Raw genomic sequence first — 20,684 nt, 5'->3', positions numbered from 1 at the left:
GATTGTGGTTTGTTTTATCAAATGTATATGAAAATGGTATCTGGACGATGTAACCTTTCTATTGTGCCCCTAAGGGCCGAAGCAGCACACCGTAGTGAGATGGTAAGTCAAGTTCTTTTTGGTGAAGAGTTTGAGATTTTAGAAGAAACACAAGATTGGACACGTATTCGTTTGTTTAGCCCTGGCTATGAAGGATGGATTCAAAATGGGCAGTACAGCTTATTGGACCCCGTAGAAGGAGGAAGCAAAGAGGGACGCCGTGTGTTTGTGGTTGATCTTTCTGGTGCTGTAGGGCAAAGTAAAGATTTACACGTTACTTTGGTGCCTGGTACAACGATTGTTATCAACGATTATAGTAGCAGTGTTATCGATTGGTTTGAGCTTGATGGTAAACTTCGCATGCCTACGTTGCGTGATTTTGAAACCGAGTTTCCAAAGTTAATCGCACATTATAAAAACGTACCTTACCTATGGGGCGGGCGTTCGCAATATGGAATAGATTGCTCTGGATTAAGCTTAGCGATATATCGCCACTTTGGTGTAGACTTACCACGTGATGCCTACCAGCAGGCTGAATATGGAGAAGTGGTTGACTTTTTGACGGAAATAAAAGCCGGCGATTTAGCCTTCTTTGATAATGAGGATGGCAAAATTACCCATGTAGGTATTATGATTGATGCGGAGACGATTTTGCACGCTTCGGCACGTGTACGCATTGATAAGATGGATTCTGAAGGAATCTTTAATAAAGAATTAAATCGCTATACGCATAAATTGCGCATTGTAAAACGTTATTTTTAAGAAGGTAATAAAGCCTTAATTTTGATATGATTGAATCGAACAACGCTTATTTGGCAGTAGCCAGTTCACAATTTTTTCCTTCGTTAGCAGCCGATGTATCTTCTTTGCAAACGGATATCCCTGTTTTGAAAGTCGCTGCCGAAGCACTTGATGCTTACCTTAAGGAAACACCTGAATATGCATTGACCGTTTATAGCAAGGCTATCGAGCAGTTTCCAGACCACGCTTTCTTCTATGCTTGTCGCTCGATTATAAATGAGAAACTAGACGATGAAGAGGGGGCTTTTTATGATTATCAAGCCGCAAAAGGGCTAGACTTCAACTACTATACTTTTTTAGAATGGCTAGAGAACCGTCCTTTTGAACAAGAGTCTATTCCTGGAGTCAACTCCCAAAAGGAGCTTCTAGACCATGCCCTTCGGGCGGTGCAAGAGTTTGATTATAGCTATGCCTTGGCTTGCTACACGGAGGCTTTGACGCGCTTTGGTGCCGATGCTGACGTCCTCGTTTATCGTGGACGCTTGTATATGCGTTTGGTGCAGTATGATTTGGCGCTAGCCGATTTTCAGGAAGCACTAGCACTACAGGAGACACATTTCCATGCGTTAATTTCTCGTGCTAAGCTCTACTTAGCTATTCGCGAGCAGGAGCTCGCGCTAGTAGACTTCGCAGCAGCCATAGCACAGGAGCCTGAGAATAGCCTCGGGTATGAGGAGCGCGGCAACTTCCTGATGGAAAAAGGAGTGTACGAAAAGGCGATTCTAGATTTTAATAGCCTAGTTACCCTTTTGCCGGAAGATTTTTATGTTTTCGCGCTGCGTGCTGATTTATTTGAGAAAATGGAAAACTGGCAGTATGCCTTAGCAGACTATGATAAGGCTATAGAATTTAACCCTTATTATTCTGATTTATATGCCTATAGGGCAGAGATAAAGGAGAAGCTAGGCGATGTTGAAGGCGCTATAGCCGATCGCCTCAAATATGAGGAAATTGAAGCTGACGAAGATTAATAACAAATAAGGGACGATTTTTTACATCGTCCCTTATTGTTTATTCTATTTTTTTATCACGGTCTCTTCTACAGCACAAGAACATCCTTTTCCACAGCCTCCAGATTTCCCACCTTTGCTAGGTAGAAAACGTTTAACCAAGTAGATAACGGCTATTATAAAGATAAGGCCGATTATTCCGTATTGAATGCTGATAGCGTCCATAAGCGTTTTATTTTAGTAATTGATAGGCGATAAAAGCAACTACATAAGCCAAGCCGGTCATCATTCCCGTTTGAAGTAGCGTCCACTTCCAAGAGCCTGTTTCGCGTTTTACCGTAGCAATCGTACTCATACATTGCATCGCAAAGGCGTAGAATAAAAGTAATGATATACCTGATGCTAAGTTATAAGCCGGCAAGCCGGTATTTCTATTAATTTCAGTTTTCATTTTTGCAAGAATCGTAGCCTGCTGCTCTTCATCTTCCACATCTACATCGTCACCTAAGCTGTACACAGTAGCCATTGTCGAAACGAATACCTCACGTGCAGCAAAGGAAGATACCAAGCCGATACCCATTTTCCAGTCGTAGCCCAGTGGTTTAACAATAGGCTCAATACCCATGCCAATATAGCCTAAGAAAGAATGCTCCAATTTGTAGGCCGCCACTTCTTGGCTTAAGTCTTCTTCCGGAAGGTTAGGCTGATCTCTCAATACATATTGCTCCGCATTTTCAAACTTATCGTTAGGCCCGAAGCTTCCTAATACCCAAAGTACGATGGCCATCGAAAGGATAATCTTACCGGCACCAAACAAGAAGCTGGAGGTTTTATCCCATACATTTGTCGCTACGTTCATCCAATCGGGCGTCTTATAGGACGGCAATTCGAAAATTAAGAACGACTTATGTTTGTTTTTGATAATCTTGTTTAATATCCATGCCGACAATAAAGCCGCTACAACACCCAAGATATATAGTAAGTTTAAGACTAGACCTTGAAGACCAAATCCCAAAAATGTTTCGTCAGGAATAACTAGACCAATCAATACAATGTAGATTGGTAAACGTGCCGAACAGGTCATGAACGGTGTAACCAACATGGTTATTAAGCGCTCTTTAGTGTTCTCAATATTACGGGCAGACATAATCGCTGGAATAGCACAGCCAACACCCGACATCAATGGGATAACAGATTTACCATTCAATCCATACGGACGTAGCCAACGGTCCATTAAAAAGACCACACGGCTCATATAGCCCGTTTCCTCCATGATGGAAACCAACAAGAAGAGGATCGCAATTTGTGGAACGAAGATTACGATACCCGCAATACCAGTTAATACCCCTTGCGTAAGCAAATCTGATATTGGTCCTTCAGGCAGTACCGTTGATGCATAGCTGATGAAGTCCGAGAAAGATTCATCGATGAAATCCATAATTGGCGTAGCCAAGATGAATACCATCTGAAAGATGAAAAATAAAACAGCAAAGAAAATCGCATATCCCCAAACCGGGTGCAATAAAACTTTATCTATTTTGTTTGTTTTGCTGAGGTGTAAGTTCTCCTTACGGAAAACGATATCTTCAAGGTCTTTATCAATCTTGTTGTTACGTAAGATTGATTCCGACTTTTGTAATTCAGCCGTTGTAACGTTATATTTTGTGCGTATGGCGGCAAGCGCTGTTTGCTGATCTTCTTTTAAGAAAGCTACATATTCTTGCGCTAGGTATTGCCACGTTTGATATTCTGTCTGTAGGGGGAATAATTTTTTAGCCTCCTCCAGCGCATCATTATATTTAGGGTCAATCCCGAAAGAACTAACGTAGTAGGATGGACGTTCATCAAAAGCTTGGATAAGCTCTTGTATACCATGCTTATTACGTGCGTCAGTGGTGTAAACCTTCGTGTTTAAGTATTTTTCAAGGAGTTGGTAATCAATCTCCATACCTTTATCTTTCGCCTCATCAATCATATTGATGACAAATAGAGCCGGTACGCCAAGCTCACGCGCTTGTTGATAGAGAACGATAGAACGTTTAATATTGTTCGGTTCACTAATGACTACCACTAAGTCAGGGTGCGATTTATTCTCTTTATCGCCCAATACACGGTACACAATTTCTTCATCCAGAGAAGTTGGAAAAAGGGTGTAGGTACCCGGTAAGTCAATTAAAGTGTAGGTTTTACCATTTGCTTTAACCGTTCCTTCTCTTTTTTCGACTGTAATTCCAGGGTAGTTACCTACCTGTTGGTGCGATTTAGTGATACGGTTGAATACAGATGTTTTTCCTACGTTAGGATTCCCCAGTAGGGCTATAATCGGATTACTCATATTTTTTTATTTTTCAACGAAAATTTGACAGGCTTCAGAAGTACGGATAGCGATTAAGGTATTCGAGCTGTGAATATGAATACCAATTGGACCATTGAAAGGGGCTTTATGTTTTATTTCTACCAGGCTGCCTGGCAATAAACCCATTTCTAGAAATTTCGACGGAATTTCATTCGAACTAGCAGCACTTATCACTGCTTTTTCTCCTATTGCCAGTATAGCTAAACTGAAACTTTTCTGCATTTTTTCGTTTAAAAAATTATATACTTTATATTCGGGATGTATTTAAACACGTTTGTTCCAAATATAGTTAATTTAGATTGATTCTACGGTTTAAAGGTGTCACACTTTTGTTTTAATTAGGAAAATAGCATGAAAATAGATGAAGAAATAAAAGTGAGAAAATTCTCCAGTGATTGGCAGCGCGCCTCAATTAATATTGCCTTTACGGCAAATTGGTTGAATCTAATCCTCGAGAAAAGAGCCGCAAAAAAGCAAATAACCTTACAGCAATTTAATGTATTACGGATTCTTAGAGGCCAATTCCCCAATCCATCGACGAATAGCCTCATCAAATCACGTATGATTACGAGTATGCCCGATATATCACGCCTAGTGGATCGTATTGTTACAAAAGGACTGGTATCGCGCGAGAAAAATAGAGAAGATAAGCGCGCCGTAGATTTATACATCACTCCTAAAGGGATGGAACTACTGGAAGAAATTGAAACCGAAATGATGATGACGGATGTGTTGCCAAACCATATATCCGAGGAAGAGGCTTTTGCGCTTAGCGAATTGCTAGATAAATTCAGAGGTAATTATAACGAAAAAGGCTAGCCCGAGGCTAGCCTAAATTTTAGTGATTATGATCATGACTATGGTCATGGTCGTGATGCTCGTGTGAATGTCCATGCGAGCCATCTCCATGATCATGGCTGTGGCCATCGAAGAAGAAGTTCGCTAGGGATACCAATACGCCAAGTAAGACGGCTAGCATTTTCTTTTTGTTAAAATGATGGTGATCTGCAGATCCCGATTCAAATAAGATTGTCGTCGAGATGTGTAAGAAGATACCGATAACAATGGCCATGATCTTATCAAAGTACTGCGAGATATTACCAATCTCACCGTCGCTAATGCCTTTGCTCGTCAAGAAACCTAATGGCGTCATAGCAGCGAACAGTAAGAGGAAAAAACCGATTTTTGTCTTGCTAAGGCGTGTGTTAATTAACAAACTACCCAAAGCAAAAGCCGCCGGTATATGATGAATAGCGATGCCGAATACCAATTCGGAGCGCAAGCCTGCAGCTAACGGCATACCCTCTAAGAAAGCATGCAGACACAGACTAATCATAATGCCTAAGGGGAAAATATTGTAATCGTGGTGATGAATATGACCATGCTCGATGCCTTGCGAAAACTGCTCTAAAAACAGCTGAAACAAGAAACCGCCCAAGATATATAGACCTATTACTTCCGGACTGGTGGTATTGCTTATATACACGTGGGGAATCAAATGCAGCACGGTAATACTGAATAGATAGGCTCCACTAAAAGATAAAATAAGCTTCAACAGGCTGGCGTTTGTTCTTTTTACAAAGAAAACCGCTAGACCACTGATAAAGGCCGAAAGGAAAAGAATCGATACGATTAAAAATGAACTCATATATTATGTTGTTGTGAGATTTTCTTCGGTAGCCATAAAGCTCGGGAAAACGCGCTTAAATAAATAGCCTACGCCTGTTCCAATCAATATGCCGAGCAATGCGCCACAGAGCACATCAGCAGGATAATGGACGCCTACATAGATTTGCGAAATGCTAATCAAGGAAGCCCATGTGATACTTAACCAAAGGGTATGTTTCCATTTACGACGGAAAAGAGCAATCCAAAAGAAAGCCATAGCGAAATGGTTGGTGGCGTGGGAAGAGGTAAAGCTCATGCCCGAACCACAGCGTACGCGGATGTTTACATTTTCCTTAAAAACAAGGTCATTACACGGACGAACACGGTTGACATTCTTTTTAATTAAGTGCGAAGAAACAGCATCAGAAATACCGAAATTCGCTAATGTAAACGCAACGATGATAATCCCCATTTTCCCATAATGCTTAATAAAGAAGATAATGAGAAATAGATATAAAGGCGCCCACGTATATGGATTTCGAAGAATAGGCAATAGCCAATCAAAAAAAGGATTACTCAATCCTTGATTAATGGCTAAAAAAACCTCTTGGTCAAAATGAATTAATTGATTCAGCATAGATTTTTGCAGATGTTTGTAATTTTCAAAAATAATGAATAAAACTAAACATCCTTAGTATTTAACTAAATGAAACTAAGTTGCAACAAAGATAGTATTTCCTTTGTAATTTGAAAAGATTTATATGATAATTTAGGATATAAAGCTATTTTTACACATAAATTAATCCAATATGACATTAATAAAATCGATTTCAGGTATTCGTGGTACGATTGGAGGACGAGCTAGTGAAGGTTTGACTCCTATTGATATTGTAAAGTTCACTGCTGCTTTTGGCAAAATATTGTTAGAGAAATCAAACAGTAAAACGATAGTAGTAGGCCGTGATGCACGTTTATCTGGTGAGATGGTGAGTAATTTGGTAGTTGGAACGCTGCAAAGTATTGGAGCTAACGTTATAGATTTAGGCCTATCCACGACGCCAACGGTGGAACTTGCTGTACCTGCTGAGCAGGCGGCGGGAGGTATTATCTTGACGGCTTCGCACAACCCAGCACAATGGAACGCCTTGAAGCTGTTGAATGCTAAAGGTGAATTTATTAATGACGCCGAAGGACAAGCGGTCTTGTCTTTGGGCGAAAGTCTAGACTTTGACTTTGCCGAAGTGGAACAATTAGGCACGGTAAAAATAGATGATAGCTACCAACAAAAACATATCGACGCTGTTTTAGCGTTACCTTTAGTCGATGTAGCAGCCATTAAAAATGCAGGCTTCAAGATTGCGGTAGACGCGGTGAACAGTACCGGAGGAACCTTTATTCCTGCGCTATTAGAAGCGCTAGGTGTAGAGACCATCTATAAGATACACTGTGAGCCCAATGGGCAGTTTCCACACAACCCTGAGCCTTTAAAAGAGCATTTAACGGATCTTTCCGAAGCCGTTACCGCTAATAAAGCTGATTTAGGTATCGCTGTAGATCCTGATGTTGACCGTTTGGTCTTCATGATGGAAGATGGCGAGCTTTTTGGTGAGGAGTATACATTAGTCGCTGTAGCCGATTATATCTTGCAACATACCCCAGGAAATACGGTTTCTAACTTATCGTCTACACGTGCTTTACGTGATGTGACGCAAGCACATGGCGGCACCTATTCTGCAGCAGCAGTAGGAGAGGTCAATGTCGTGACGAAAATGAAAGAGGTAGAAGCAGTGATTGGTGGTGAGGGTAACGGAGGTATTATTTATCCAGACTCGCATTACGGACGTGACGCACTTGTTGGTGTTGCATTATTCTTAACGCATTTAGCGAAGTTAAACGTGAAAGTTTCAGCTTACCGTGCTAGCTTACCACAGTACTACATGTCAAAAAATAAAATTACGCTGACGCCAGGTTTAGACATCGATGCGCTATTGGTTCAGATGGAAGAAAAATATAAGCATGAAACCTTCACTAATATCGATGGTTTAAAAATCGATTTTGAAAACGAGTGGGTGCACTTACGTAAATCAAATACAGAGCCTATCATCCGTATTTATTCGGAAGGTCCAACGCAAGAGGCAGCAGATGCTATTGCACAAAAAATTATGCAAGAAATACAAGCGATTGTTGGTTAATCCACCGCGTGTATAACGTATATAGAAAAGGCCTGATCATCGATCAGGCCTTTCTGTTTATTATCTATTCGGTTATACTACTTACCATTTCCAAGCAAGGATACGCACCACTTTATGGCCTTGACGCATCGTGATAACCTCCACTTTGCTCGCTTTATTGTATTCCAATACGGCGATAAGTGGTTTTAAGTTTTCTTTATCAGAGATTAAAGTCGTGATCCATCCTAAACGATCTTTGAATGGCATACTTTCGTAAATCATGGTGCGCACAAATTGGCGCTCTCCACCTTCACACCATAACTCATTCGGGTGTCCACCAAAATTTTGAACAGGAAGCTTATCCGTTTTTTTGTTCAGGTTGTTAAACTTCTTTGTCGTCTTTTGCCAGTTTTCCTCACGCGATTTGTAGAACGGTGGGTTACACATAACAGCATCAAAACGGTCGGTTTTAGAAATGATATCTTGAAAAATATGCGTACGATCACGCTGAATACGAACCTCAATTTGTTTTTTAAGTCCACCGTTTGACTTTACATTCGTCTGCGCCGCCTGTACTGCTGATTCATCAATATCTGTCGCTACAAAGCTCCATTGGTTGATGCGCTGGCCTAAGATTGGGTATATACATGAAGCACCAGTACCGATATCAAGGATGCGGATATCTGCACCTGTAGGGTGTTTCTCTTCTTTATTTTCATTGATAAGGTCGGCCAAGTAATGGATATAGTCTGCACGACCAGGTATTGGTGGGCAAAGGCTATTTTTAGGGATAGACCATTGGTCAATCTGATAGTATTGCTTAAGTAATGCTTTATTCAATTCAACGATAGCATCCGGATTTGCAAAGTCGATAGATGCGTTACCGTGCTGTGCTTCAATGATGTACTCTTTTAGCGGGGCATGAACGCGTTGAAGTTTTTGAAAATCGTAGCCTTTATTATGCAGATTTCTAGGGTGTAAATGTTTATCGTATTGCGTTATGTCCATGTGTTAAAGAATATTTTTGCAAAGTTACCATAATTATCCCTGATTCCTAATTTGGTTTTCGTGCCTTTCGCGAAATGTACGAAAACTATTTTTTTACTTATGTTTGTTGGAAATATAGCACTGTGGCAGATTTTAATATACAAGAGTTTCTCGATAAGAAGGTTCTACAATTTAATCAACCTGATTTTATACCCAATGACCCCATCGTTATTCCGCATCTTTTCACGAAGAAGCAGGATATTGAAATCATGGGTTTCTTTGCTTCTATACTGGCTTGGGGGCAGCGTAAAACCATTATCAATAAATGTAAGGAGCTGATTGAACGGTTTAACGGCTCTCCTCATGAATTTATTGTTGGCCATGCCGATGAGGACCTAAAGCAACTGTTAGGCTTCAAACACCGCACCTTTAATGAGGTCGATTTGCTCTATTTTGTGGCTTTTCTACGTTTTCACTATACCCATTTTGACAGCTTAGAGGATGCTTTTTTGTTAGGAACAGAAGAGGGACAGCCGTTTACGATGGAGAGCGCCTTAAATCATTTTAAAGATTATTTCTTCAGCCTGCCCGACTATCCAATTCGTACACGAAAGCATGTCAGTGCGCCACGTCAGAAATCAAGCTGCAAGCGGCTGAACATGTATTTACGCTGGATGGTGCGTCAGGATCAGCAAGGAGTAGACTTTGGAATTTGGAAGCGCATTCAGCCAGCCGATTTAATCTGCCCATGTGATGTGCATGTAGAGCGTGTGGCACGTCGTTTCGGGCTGCTGACAGCCGACAAACTGAACTGGAAGACAGCCGTCGAGCTGACGGATAATTTAAAAGCTTTTGACCCCTCGGATCCTGTTAAATATGATTTCGCCCTTTTTGGATTAGGTGTTGAAGGGGAGATATAAAAAAATCGAAGCCTAGGCTTCGATTAGAGTAATTTAAACATTTCTTTATGTGGGCCAATACCGGGGATATCAAAACTATCCGACATAAATTCATAGCCCAACGCCTCATAGAAAGGAAAGGCTATCTCGCGTGCATTGAACCATAAATAGCGCGCATCAAGTTGCGTACTTAAATGGATCTCTGCCGCCTCTACCAAAGCCTTAGCATAGCCTTTACGGATATGGTCGGGATGTGTAGCCATACCGCGAAGACGGTAGGTTGTACCATTCAGCTTTCCATGCTTATCCAACTGGCAGCTCAGTACGCAAACGAGCTCCTGCTCCTCGGTGAAGTAGCCCAGGTGGAAGGTGCTAGGCTCACTATCTTCCGCATTGATACAGGACGATTCAGCCATGCCATTGCGCAAGACTAAGCTCCGCAAGGGAAGCGTTTGGTTAGGATGAATAAACCTAACCATGCGCTTGAATTTTTTGTAATAAGTCTACCATTCTGTTGGAGTAGCCATATTCATTATCATACCAACCAACAACTTTTACCAATCCGCCTACAATAGACGTTAGCTCTGCATCAAACACGCAGGAGTAGGGGTTGTTGATAATATCCACTGATACAATCGGGTCTTCCGTATAGAACAGTACGTTCTTTAAGTCTCCCGCTGCGGCTTCTTTAAATTTCAGATTGATTTCCTCAACCGTTGTTTCAGCTTTTAGCGTACAGGTGAAATCTGTCAGGGAACCGTTTAGAACGGGAACACGGATACCTGCACCACCTAAGTTTCCAGCTAGATGAGGAAAAACATTGGTGATGGCTTTCGCTGCTCCAGTGCTTGTCGGTATAATAGACGAAGAGGCAGCTCTTGCGCGGCGCAAATCGCGGTGTGGAGCATCGTGCAAGTTTTGATCGCCCGTCATGGAGTGTACCGTAGTGATATAGCCATCTTTGATGCCCCAGTTTTCATCGAGAATCTTAACCAGTGGAGCCACATTATTCGTGGTGCATGAAGCATTAGAGAAAAGTGGTGTACGCCAGTCAAAATCAGCATCGTTAATCCCCAGAACTACCGTAGGTACCTCCTTATCGGGCGATGGTGCAGAGATAATGGTCTGCTTAGCGCCTGCTTGCAGGTGTAAAGAAGCCTTCTCTTTGCTTGTGAAAAAACCGGTAGACTCAACGACAACATCGATATCCATGGCTGCCCATGGTAGGTTGGCCGGATTCGATTCACTCAGGATGCGAATAGCTTTACCGTTGATGTAGATATGTTGATCATCATGATTAACGTGTTGATCAAAAGGACCATGTACCGAATCATACTTCAGTAAATGAGCTAGCGTCTTTGTGTCCGCTAGATCATTTATGGCGATAATGTCAATGCTGCCTTCAGCATGACGGCGGTACAGATTTCGCAACGTATTTCTACCAATACGCCCAAAACCGTTGATCGCAATTTTCATTATTTTGTGTAGTTAGAAAGGATAAAATCTACTGTTTTGTCACCCTCCCAATTACTTTTTAGCTGTCCATCAGCACCGTAAACGTAGTTTGCAGGAAATTGATTAGGGACGTGTATTTTTTGAATAAAGTCTTGGTTACGATCGTACAGAACTTCAACGTTAGGTTTGTCAACAAGCTCTTTACCGAAAGTTTCTAAGAATGAAGACATCAAGGCTGGGTCATTCATAGACACGAAGTAAATGTTTACATTTTTTAGCTTGTCATAGTTCTTCGCTAAGATTCCAGCTTCTTGTTGGCAATGGCCACAGTTAGGGTCAAAAAGAACAAATACGGTATTTCTACCTGCTTTGATATCCTCTTTGGTAAAGCCAATACCAGATTTAACTTTGAAAAATTTAAAGTCAGGAATACTTGCTGCCGCTTCTTTTGCTAAAGGAGGCATTTGTTGTGATGCAGCACCTTCCGCATGTTCTGGAGTTTGCGCATGAGCACCATTCGATGCTTCTTGTGTAGTTTCCTGTTGAGCAGTTTTTTCTTGATTGTTTGATTGACAGCCGGTCAAGTTTACCAAGCCACATAAAGCAAGAGCACTAAATATGTATTTCATTTCCATCTATTTTTATCTAAGCAAAATTAGTCAAAATAAGATGAATGGAGGAGGGGAAATGATTTAATGATGCTAATATGAGATTAATTGTTACACAAAAAAAACAGGGCTTATCAATTTGATAAGCCCTGTTTTCTATGATGAAGGTAGTATTCTTATGGAGTAACTACTTTTGCTTCTTCTGTTTTTTCTTCTGTAATGTGTTTTCCACGTCCTAAATCGTAAACCGAAGGAGCAGCAAGTACGATTGAAGAGTACGTACCCACAACGATACCGATTAAGATAGCGAAAGAGAATCCACGGATAACATCACCACCGAAGATGAATAACACAACCAATACGAAGATAATCGTTAAGGAAGTAATTACCGTACGGCTTAAAGTGGTGTTGATCGCATGGTTAATAACATCACCGAAGTTTTTGCTGTGTGCACCTGGCTTGCCAAGGTCTTCACGAATACGGTCAAATACAACAACCGTATCATTCACCGAGTAGGCTAGTACCGTTAGGATTGCAGCCACAAAGTGTTGGTCAATATCTAAAGAGAAAGGTACGATACCATCCAAAATAGAGAATAAACCTAACAAGATAACACCATCGTGGATCGTCGCAAAGGCTGCTCCGATAGAGTATTGCCATTTGTGGAAACGAACTAAGATGTAGGCAGCAATGATAATGATAGAGAAGATACCCGACCAAATCGCTCTGTCTTTAATATCTGTAGCAATAGAAGGACCTACTTTTTGTGAAGATAAGATCTCATGCTTGTTACCTGAAATTTTTGATAAACCTTCGTTCAACTTAGCTAATACTTCTTTATCAGCTTCGTCACTAGTCTCATCGATATGGTAAGTCGTTGTTACACGAACTTGGTTTTCACTACCGAACGTTTTAACCTCTGTAGATGAAGCGAAAGTCTCATCTAAGTTCTTACGTACATCTTCTAAATCTACTGGCTTCTCGTAAGCTACAGTGAACGTACGACCACCACGGAAGTCAACACCTAATGTGAATCCTTTTGTGAAGATAGAAGCCACACAGATAATCATAGCTACAACAGAGATAGCATAGAATGTTTTACGTTTCTTGATGAATTGGAAGTTCGCGTTCAACAATGTGTTTGCCGACCAAGGGTAAGACACAGAGATCTTCATGTCTTTACTCAACATGTATTCGAAAATAATACGAGAGATAAAGATAGAGGTGAACAATGATGTTGCGATACCAATCATTAATGTTGTTGCAAAACCTAAGATTGGTCCACTACCGAAGAAGAATAACACTAAACCTACTAAGAACGTCGTAATCTGCGAATCTAAGATAGAAGGCATCGCATGTTTGTAACCATCACTGATTGCTTGACGAATGCTTTTTCCACCTCTTAATTCCTCACGGATACGCTCATAGATAAGTACGTTGGCATCTACCGCCGTACCCATCGTTAATACGATACCAGCAATACCAGGAAGCGTAAGTACAGCATTTAAAGATGCTAAGATACCCATCAAGAAGAATACGTTGAATAATACCGCAATGTTAGCTGCGATACCAGCACGGTTGTAGTAAGAAATCATGAAGATCATAACAACTACGATACCGATTACCGCAGAGTTGATACCTGCGTCGATTGCTGCTTGACCTAATGAAGGACCTACGATAGCCTCTTCAACGATTTTAGCTGTAGCCGGTAGACGACCTGCTTTCAATACGTTAGCTAAATCTTTCGTATCTTCAATGGTGAAGCTACCCGAGATTTGTGAGTTACCATTAGGAATTTCTTCGTTAACAGAAGGAGCAGAGTATACAACACCATCCAATACGATAGCGATAGCCTCGCGGTTTTGAGCCGCTTGTGCCGTTACTCTACGCCATTGACGCGCACCATCCATGTTCATCTCCATAGAGACAACAGGATTGTTGTGTTGGTCAAAGTTATCACGTGCATCTGTAACAACATCACCTGTCATTACCGCACCTGTTTCTGTAGATGCTAATTTAATAGCATATAAAGAAAGGAAGTTTGGTGTTCTTTGTTCTGGTTTAACAGCCCATAAAAGTTTTAAGTTAGCAGGAATGTTAGCTTTAACTTCTGGACGGTTTAAGTAGGCGTTTACACGAGCGGTGTCTTTAAGGTTCGCCATACCTACCATTGGGCCTGGTGCCAATTGAGGCTGACCATTTTGCTCCATGTAGGTAGCAGGGCTTAAGATGCTGAACAAAGGATTGTTTGCTGCAACCTCAGGACTAACTGTCGCTGCAGAATCTTTCTTTTCGTTCTTAGCAGCACCTAAGTTTGCTAATAAGTTATCATCACGTTTCGTTGAATCTGTAGCAACGCTATCTTTAGCCGTAGCTGTAGTAGCCGTTGTAGATTTCAATGAAGATGCTAAAATACCGTTGATGTTCTCCAATAATGGGTAAACTTGGAAGTTGCTGTGTGTTTCGTAGAATTCTAACTTCGCAGAACCTTGAAGTAATTTACGTACACGAGCCTCATCGTTTACACCAGGAAGTTCAATCAAAATACGGTTTGTACCTTGTTGAATCTGAATGTTAGGCGATGCAACACCAAATTTATCAATACGCGTACGTAATACTTTGTATGAATTTTGGATAGCATTGTCCGACTCTTTCGTTAAGAAGTTACGTACTTCCGCATCAGAGCTTGACGCTTTGATTAACGTAGAGTTATCTTTTGTAGCGAAGAAAGAAGCTAATGGAGTTGTAGCTCCTGAAGCTTTATAATCTTCAACAAATAAATCAACAACACTTTTGTTTACAGACTTACTCTTCTGAAGTGCGTTAGCAACGGAAGCATTGAATTTTTCATCTTTAGGATTATTAGCTAAGTTTTTGATAAGCTCGTCCAAGGATATTTCCATGGTTACGTTCATACCTCCTTTAAGGTCAAGACCTAAAGCCAACTCATGTGCTTTAGCTTCTCTATAGGTAAACTTCGCTAGTCCAAGATTATAAACCTCTTCACCAGCCATAGAATCTAAATATGCTTTTTCTTTGGCCATATCGCCTTTCGCATATTCAGCAGCGTCGCGTTCCACTTTACGTGTAACAAACGTGAATGATAGGGAATAGAGGCATGCTATTGATACCACTATCACCAAGAATTTAATCAGCCCTTTACTCTGCATTGTCTGTATTCGTGTATTAAGTTATTTAGTTTAATATCTATTTCTGATTTAAGTCTAATGGTATAAGAACCACGATTGGCAAAGGTATAAAAATTTTGCAGAATCAAAAGATTATTGGCTATTTATCAAAATAAAAAGGATTGTCTTGTCCTTAGCCCTTGATAAACAGCTGTTAAAAAAATGTTAAGCCTTGCCTATAAAATTGTAAAGCCCAACCTTCCATCACTGGAAAAATTGGGCTTTACGTACGTGTTTGTTTTGTTAAAATAACGTTTATTTGATGATGTATTTAACACCAAAAGTGAATCCATCACCGTTAAATCCTGTACCTTTATTGAAACCGATGTAAGGTTTGTAATCTAAGTGAACAGCTAGAGGAAGCGTAGGAAGTTTAAACTCCAAACCTGCTTGTGGACGTACACCTAACCATACTTTATCGCCTACATAGCTACCCGTATGGAAGCCTACTTGCGCACCAGCACCAGCATACCAAGAAAGACCTTGTGCTTCAGGAATTGCTCTTTGGTATAACCAGTCAGCACCCAACGAGATCCAGTTGCTACCAAAAGCAGCTTGGAACTGTGCTGCTGAAGTACCTGTTAACGCTGTCTTGTACTGAATACCTGCATTAGCGCCGTCACTTCCGTCAAACACAATACCAATTGCGGACTTGTATGGTGTTTGTGCTTTTGCTTCATTTAATCCGATAGTTAAAGCAGTAACAGTTAATAAAGGTAAAATTACTTTTTTCATGTGTATATAATTTGTTTTGTAATGTAGGGGGACACCTGTTGTTCAGTTAATCCTTGGACGGATTGTTTGCAAATAGCTTGCCAAACATGCACAAAAACGTAAAAAAGATGTTTTTTTAATTTGAATGTCATCGTTTTGATAAAAAAAGAATTTTGTTTGCGTTTTCACGAAAATTGTGTAGTTTTGCCTGGCAAATAGAAACTCCAAAATATTTGCCCTATGCAGTTAGACCCACAAAAATTCGTAGCCGAAGGCCTTACATACGATGACGTTTTATTAATTCCAGCTTACTCGGAAATTTTACCTCGCGACGTTGATACAAGTACACAATTAACGAGAAATATTCGATTGAACATCCCTTTAGTATCTGCTGCTATGGATACGGTGACGGGTGCTGAATTGGCTATTGCTATTGCGCAGGCTGGTGGTATCGGTATGTTGCACAAAAATATGAGCATTGCTGAGCAAGCTGCTGAAGTGCGTAAAGTAAAACGTTCAGAAAGTGGGATGATCCAAGATCCAGTAACGCTAGAGCAAGGAGCAACCGTAGGTGACGCTTTTAAAATTATGCGCGACCATAAGATTGGTGGTATTCCAATTATCGATGCGGCAGGTAAGCTTGTAGGTATCGTTACTAACCGTGACTTACGCTTCCAGAAAGATATGACGAAACCTATTGTGGAGTTGATGACAAAAACAGACCTTGTTATTGCACCTGTAGGAACCGACTTAATCCAAGCGGAGGAAATCTTACAAAATCAAAAAATCGAAAAATTACCGGTCGTTGATGAAAACGGCTTCCTTAAAGGATTAATTACCTTTAAAGATATCCAGAAATATAAACACTACCCAAATGCTGCTAAAGATAGCCACGGCCGTTTATTAGTAGGTGCCGCTGTTGGTGTAACAGCAGATACCTTAGAGCGTGTGGAAGCATTGGTACATGCAGGTGTAGATGTTGTAACGATTGATACAGCACATGGACACTCTAAAGGTGTTATTGTGAAGTTGAAAGAAGTGAAAGCGGCATTCCCTGATTTACAAGTTATCGTAGGTAACATTGCTACAGGTGCAGCAGCCAAAGCATTAGCTGATGCGGGAGCAGATGCTGTGAAAGTAGGTATTGGACCTGGTTCAATCTGTACAACGCGTATTATTGCTGGTGTTGGGGTACCTCAATTATATGCTGTGTATGAAGTTGCTAAAGCATTAAAGGGTACTGGAGTTCCTTTAATTGCGGATGGCGGTATCAAACAAACAGGTGATATCGCTAAAGCTATCGCAGCAGGGGCAGACACAATTATGGCAGGTTCACTTTTCGCAGGGGTAGAAGAGGCACCAGGAGAAACCATTATCTATGAAGGACGTAAATTTAAATCGTACCGTGGTATGGGTTCATTGGAGGCTATGGAGAAAGGGTCGAAAGATCGTTACTTCCAAGATGTAGAAGAAGATATTAAAAAATTAGTGCCTGAAGGTATCGTTGGTCGAGTGCCTTACAAAGGTACCTTAGCTGAAGTTGTTTATCAATATATTGGTGGTTTACGTGCATCAATGGGCTACTGTGGTGCTGGAAGCATCGAGCGTCTTAAAGAAGCACAGTTTGTACGTATCACAGGAGCTGGCTTACGTGAGTCGCACCCACACAATATTTCGATTACGAAAGAAGCGCCAAACTACAACAGTAGAGGCTAATTGAAAAAAGTTTGACTTTCTTTCAGTTATATATAATTTTATATAAAGTTTAACGTTATTAACATAAAGAAAGATTCGTAATTTAGGTTAATAATTGGTTTAGATAAAGTTCGAGGCTCCTGCCTCGAACTTTTCTTTTTTTAAGGCTAATTATCTCGGCCATAAGTTCTAAAGCGGATTTCCTTAGTTTATTCTTGTTTTATTATGCTAAGTACTTGTTTTGCTGGCTAAAGCTTTGCTGTCTACTCGTTGCTAAGTTGCGGATAGCAGACCTATTGTTGGGCTGTTCTTGCTGGGTAGATGACCTCGGAAAAGGAAGCTAAGGAGGCATCGATGTATGCCATATTAGATGTGTAAGCTGATTTTTTGATTGTTGGTAATAAAAGTAGCGAGAGGGGGGACTCTAGCTGTCGCTGGGTTTTGCATAAAGCCTGCAGAGTTGATACTAAGATCAGGCTCCGCAGGCTAATGAATTCGATTTCTCTCTTCTTTATTAATAGTTCGTTATTTTATTTCGAACGTAGTTTTGCACGGATAAATTCATAATTCATGCGAGCAATATTAAGCACGGATATCCCTTGTGGACATTCTACTTCACAGGCTTCAGTATTGCTACAATGACCGAAACCAGCTTCATCCATAGCATTTACCATGTTGGTGACACGTGCTGACCTTTCAATGTCGCCTTGCGGCAGCAGACTGAGGTGAGTGATCTTTGCCGAAGTGAACAAGGCCGCACTACCATTTTTACAGGTTGCTATACAAGCGCCACAACCAATGCAGGCTGCGGAGTCGAAGGCGGCCTCTGCCGTCGGATGGCCGATAGGTAATGCAAGTGCATCGGGAGCTTGTCCTGTATTGGTGGATATGTAGCCTCCTGCTGAAATGATGTGATCCATTGCCGAGCGATCTACACTGAGGTCTTTGCGGACAGGGAAAGCACCAGAGCGGAAAGGCTCTAAGTAAACCGTATCTTCATCTTTAAAAGAACGAAGGTGCAGCTGGCAGGTCGTTGTATTTTCTAGCGGACCATGCGCGATACCATTAATCATCATGCCACATTGCCCACAGATACCTTCACGACAATCGTGGTCAAAGGCTACCGGGTCTTCATCTTCCAAAATAAGTTTTTCATTAAGACTGTCCAGCATTTCTAAGAAAGACATATGCGGATTGAGCTCTTCTAATAGGTAGGATTTTAGTTCGCCAGGATCTGATTGGTTTTGCTGGCGCCATATTTTTAGCGTGAGTTTCATCGTGTACTTATTTGTAACTTCTTACAGTTGGTTTGATAAATTCGAAGTTTAGCTGTTCTTTATGTAGAATTGGCTGCTCGGGTTTTTCATTCCATTCCCAAGCTGATATAAATTGGTAAGCCTCATCGTTACGCATAGCTTCGCCATCTTCGGTTTGATATTCTTCTCTGAAATGTGCTCCGCAGGATTCATTTCTACTTAAGGCATCATGACACATCAATTCAGCAATCTCTAGGTAATCGGCCACACGGCCAGCCTTTTCGAGCTCATTGTTGATCGTCTGCGGGGTGCCTGGTATTTTTACATGTTGATAAAAATCTTGACGTAAGTCTTGAATACTTTGGATGGCCTTTTTTAAACCTTCCTCCGTACGGCTAAGTCCACAGTAGTCATATAAAATTTTACCGACCGCTTTGTGGTAATGATCTACCGTTTTATTGCCTTGAATTTTAAGTAGCTGCTCGAGCTTCGCTTTCACATCGGCTTCCGCCTGTTGAAAAGCAGGGTGATCAGTACTTATTTTTCCTGTGTGAATTTCATTGGACAAGTAGTTGCTCAACGTATAGGGAGCAATGAAATAACCATCAACAGATGCTTGTAGTAAAGAGTTTGCCCCTAATCGGTTGGCACCATGATCTGCAAAATTAGCTTCGCCCAGTGCGAAAAGACCAGGAATGGTGCTCATTAGGTCATAATCTACCCACAGCCCGCCCATAGAGAAATGCGCTGAAGGCGAAATCATCATCGGTACTTCATAAGCATTGTATCCTGTTATTTTAAGGTACATATCGAACAGGTTGCCATACTTTTCTTTGATTTTTGGAAGCCCTTGTTCCCGAATAGCTTTTCCAAAGTCAAGGTATACCGCATTCTTGAGGGGCCCAATACCGAAACCCGCATCAATACGTTCTTTCGCTGCGCGGGATGAAATATCACGTGGCGCTAAGTTTCCAAAAGCAGGGTAGCGGCGCTCTAAATAATAGTCGCGTTCCTCCTCAGGTATATCATTCGCATTTCTGTTTTCGTCCTTAAGCTTAGGTACCCATATCCTTCCGTCATTACGCAGTGATTCCGACATCAGCGTAAGCTTAGATTGATAATCCCCCGATTGTGGGAGTGAGGTAGGGTGTATCTGAATCCAACTTGGACTAGCCATGTAAGCTCCCTTTTTGTGGGCACGCCAAATCGCCGATCCATTACAGCCCATCGCTAAGGTCGATAGGTAGTATATTTTTCCATAACCACCAGTGGCGAGGACTACAGCATGAGCGGAATGCCTTTCTATAGCACCTGTATCTAGGTTGCGCACGATAATACCTCGTGCTTTACCGTCTACAACCACTAAGTCCAACATTTCATGACGGGCATGTAGTTTTACCGATCCTTTTTGCACCTGTCGCATCATCGCTTGGTAGGAGCCTAGCAGCAACTGTTGTCCTGTTTGCCCGCGAGCATAAAAAGTGCGGCTTACCTGAACGCCACCAAAAGAGCGGTTGTTTAGGTAGCCTCCATATTCACGACCAAAGGGAACACCTTGTGCTACCGCCTGGTCGATTAAGTTTAATGAACATTCAGCCATGCGATATACATTGGCTTCACGCGACCTAAAGTCACCACCTTTAATGGTGTCAACAAACATCCGGAAGACGCTATCGCCATCATTTTTATAATTCTTGGCAGCGTTCACACCACCTTGCGCAGCGACCGAGTGGGCGCGCCGCGGGCTGTCTTGAAAACAATAGGTACTAACATTGTAGCCCATTTCACCCAAGGAGGCCGCTAAAGAGGCGCCAGCAAGGCCGGTACCTACAACAATAACGTCCAATTTTTTGCGATTCGCCGGATTGACGAGTTTAGCAGTTTTTTTATAGTTATCCCATTTATCGGCTAGAGAGCCTTCGGGAATACGTGCGTTTAATTCCATAGCTTGAGTAGC

The 20,684-nt window shown here is 41.4% G+C and carries 19 protein-coding genes; 6 read left to right on the top strand and 13 right to left on the bottom strand.

Annotation, left to right across the window (positions count from 1 at the left end):
- Window positions 1-27 precede the first annotated feature (27 nt).
- Window positions 28-801 (top strand): C40 family peptidase, encoded by a 774-nt coding sequence (locus WH223_RS05900; protein WP_340046610.1) that lies wholly within the window; start codon window positions 28-30, stop codon window positions 799-801.
- A gap of 26 nt (window positions 802-827) precedes the next feature.
- Window positions 828-1,811 carry a tetratricopeptide repeat protein gene (locus WH223_RS05895; RefSeq protein WP_340046609.1) on the top strand — a complete coding sequence of 328 codons (984 nt, stop codon included), beginning with the start codon at window positions 828-830 and terminating at the stop codon, window positions 1,809-1,811.
- A 45-nt stretch (window positions 1,812-1,856) separates the two neighbouring features.
- Here the strand turns inward: WH223_RS05895 and WH223_RS05890 are convergent, their stop codons facing one another.
- The 3 genes from WH223_RS05890 to WH223_RS05880 are packed head-to-tail and all read right to left on the bottom strand — an operon-like array spanning window position 1,857 to window position 4,368.
- Window positions 1,857-2,015, bottom strand: coding sequence for a hypothetical protein (locus WH223_RS05890; protein ID WP_340046608.1), 159 nt, complete (start codon window positions 2,013-2,015; stop codon window positions 1,857-1,859).
- 7 nt (window positions 2,016-2,022) lie between these two features.
- A complete protein-coding gene (gene feoB / locus WH223_RS05885; protein WP_340046607.1) occupies window positions 2,023-4,125 on the bottom strand; it encodes a ferrous iron transport protein B in 2,103 nt (700 codons plus the stop codon).
- A 6-nt stretch (window positions 4,126-4,131) separates the two neighbouring features.
- Complete coding sequence (locus tag WH223_RS05880) at window positions 4,132-4,368, bottom strand: FeoA family protein (RefSeq protein WP_340046606.1); 237 nt, start codon at window positions 4,366-4,368, stop codon at window positions 4,132-4,134.
- Between the two features lie 129 nt (window positions 4,369-4,497).
- On the opposite strand from WH223_RS05880, the gene WH223_RS05875 reads away from it, so the two are divergent.
- Window positions 4,498-4,965, top strand: coding sequence for a MarR family winged helix-turn-helix transcriptional regulator (locus WH223_RS05875; protein ID WP_340046605.1), 468 nt, complete (start codon window positions 4,498-4,500; stop codon window positions 4,963-4,965).
- 19 nt (window positions 4,966-4,984) lie between these two features.
- Here the strand turns inward: WH223_RS05875 and WH223_RS05870 are convergent, their stop codons facing one another.
- Both WH223_RS05870 and WH223_RS05865 read right to left on the bottom strand, forming a co-directional pair.
- Window positions 4,985-5,794 carry a ZIP family metal transporter gene (locus WH223_RS05870; protein ID WP_340046604.1) on the bottom strand — a complete coding sequence of 270 codons (810 nt, stop codon included), beginning with the start codon at window positions 5,792-5,794 and terminating at the stop codon, window positions 4,985-4,987.
- A 3-nt stretch (window positions 5,795-5,797) separates the two neighbouring features.
- The gene (locus tag WH223_RS05865; protein ID WP_340046603.1) at window positions 5,798-6,391 is read right to left on the bottom strand and encodes a phosphatase PAP2 family protein; all 594 of its coding nucleotides are present in this window, start codon (window positions 6,389-6,391) and stop codon (window positions 5,798-5,800) included.
- Window positions 6,392-6,563: 172 nt separating this feature from the next.
- Between WH223_RS05865 and glmM the strand changes: the two genes are divergently transcribed.
- On the top strand, window positions 6,564-7,946 hold the full coding sequence (gene glmM, locus WH223_RS05860; protein WP_340046602.1) for a phosphoglucosamine mutase: 1,383 nt from the start codon (window positions 6,564-6,566) through the stop codon (window positions 7,944-7,946).
- An 81-nt stretch (window positions 7,947-8,027) separates the two neighbouring features.
- Here the strand turns inward: glmM and rlmF are convergent, their stop codons facing one another.
- Window positions 8,028-8,933, bottom strand: a complete 906-nt coding sequence (rlmF, locus tag WH223_RS05855) for a 23S rRNA (adenine(1618)-N(6))-methyltransferase RlmF (RefSeq protein ID WP_340046601.1) — start codon at window positions 8,931-8,933, stop codon at window positions 8,028-8,030.
- Window positions 8,934-9,007: 74 nt separating this feature from the next.
- On the opposite strand from rlmF, the gene WH223_RS05850 reads away from it, so the two are divergent.
- Entirely contained in the window at window positions 9,008-9,832 is an 825-nt protein-coding gene (locus tag WH223_RS05850) for a TIGR02757 family protein (RefSeq protein WP_340046600.1), read from the top strand.
- A gap of 23 nt (window positions 9,833-9,855) precedes the next feature.
- Here the strand turns inward: WH223_RS05850 and WH223_RS05845 are convergent, their stop codons facing one another.
- The 5 genes from WH223_RS05845 to WH223_RS05825 form a co-directional block, all read right to left on the bottom strand.
- Window positions 9,856-10,290, bottom strand: a complete 435-nt coding sequence (locus WH223_RS05845; protein ID WP_340046599.1) for a GNAT family N-acetyltransferase — start codon at window positions 10,288-10,290, stop codon at window positions 9,856-9,858.
- Complete coding sequence (gene gap / locus WH223_RS05840; protein ID WP_340046598.1) at window positions 10,283-11,287, bottom strand: type I glyceraldehyde-3-phosphate dehydrogenase; 1,005 nt, start codon at window positions 11,285-11,287, stop codon at window positions 10,283-10,285. The genes WH223_RS05845 and gap overlap by 8 nt, the downstream gene beginning before the upstream one ends.
- Window positions 11,287-11,895: a peroxiredoxin family protein gene (locus WH223_RS05835; RefSeq protein WP_340046597.1), complete on the bottom strand. Its 609-nt coding sequence runs from the start codon at window positions 11,893-11,895 to the stop codon at window positions 11,287-11,289. The genes gap and WH223_RS05835 overlap by 1 nt, the downstream gene beginning before the upstream one ends.
- Before the next feature lie 155 nt (window positions 11,896-12,050).
- The gene (gene secDF, locus WH223_RS05830; RefSeq protein ID WP_340046596.1) at window positions 12,051-15,044 is read right to left on the bottom strand and encodes a protein translocase subunit SecDF; all 2,994 of its coding nucleotides are present in this window, start codon (window positions 15,042-15,044) and stop codon (window positions 12,051-12,053) included.
- Window positions 15,045-15,317: 273 nt separating this feature from the next.
- Entirely contained in the window at window positions 15,318-15,797 is a 480-nt protein-coding gene (locus WH223_RS05825) for a hypothetical protein (RefSeq protein ID WP_340046595.1), read from the bottom strand.
- Between the two features lie 219 nt (window positions 15,798-16,016).
- Between WH223_RS05825 and guaB the strand changes: the two genes are divergently transcribed.
- On the top strand, window positions 16,017-17,492 hold the full coding sequence (guaB, locus tag WH223_RS05820; RefSeq protein WP_340046594.1) for an IMP dehydrogenase: 1,476 nt from the start codon (window positions 16,017-16,019) through the stop codon (window positions 17,490-17,492).
- A 509-nt stretch (window positions 17,493-18,001) separates the two neighbouring features.
- On the opposite strand, the gene WH223_RS05815 is transcribed toward guaB, so the two are convergent.
- Together WH223_RS05815 and WH223_RS05810 are read right to left on the bottom strand one after the other, a co-directional pair.
- Window positions 18,002-18,748, bottom strand: a complete 747-nt coding sequence (locus WH223_RS05815; RefSeq protein WP_340046593.1) for a succinate dehydrogenase/fumarate reductase iron-sulfur subunit — start codon at window positions 18,746-18,748, stop codon at window positions 18,002-18,004.
- A 7-nt stretch (window positions 18,749-18,755) separates the two neighbouring features.
- The gene (locus WH223_RS05810) at window positions 18,756-20,672 is read right to left on the bottom strand and encodes a fumarate reductase/succinate dehydrogenase flavoprotein subunit (protein ID WP_340046592.1); all 1,917 of its coding nucleotides are present in this window, start codon (window positions 20,670-20,672) and stop codon (window positions 18,756-18,758) included.
- Between the last annotated feature and the right edge of the window lie 12 nt (window positions 20,673-20,684).

The organism is Sphingobacterium sp. MYb382, from assembly GCF_037572665.1.
Taxonomy (GTDB): Bacteria; Bacteroidota; Bacteroidia; order Sphingobacteriales; family Sphingobacteriaceae; genus Sphingobacterium.
Note: the sequence above shows the minus strand (reverse complement) of the source record. Positions and strands in the feature narration are given on the sequence as shown.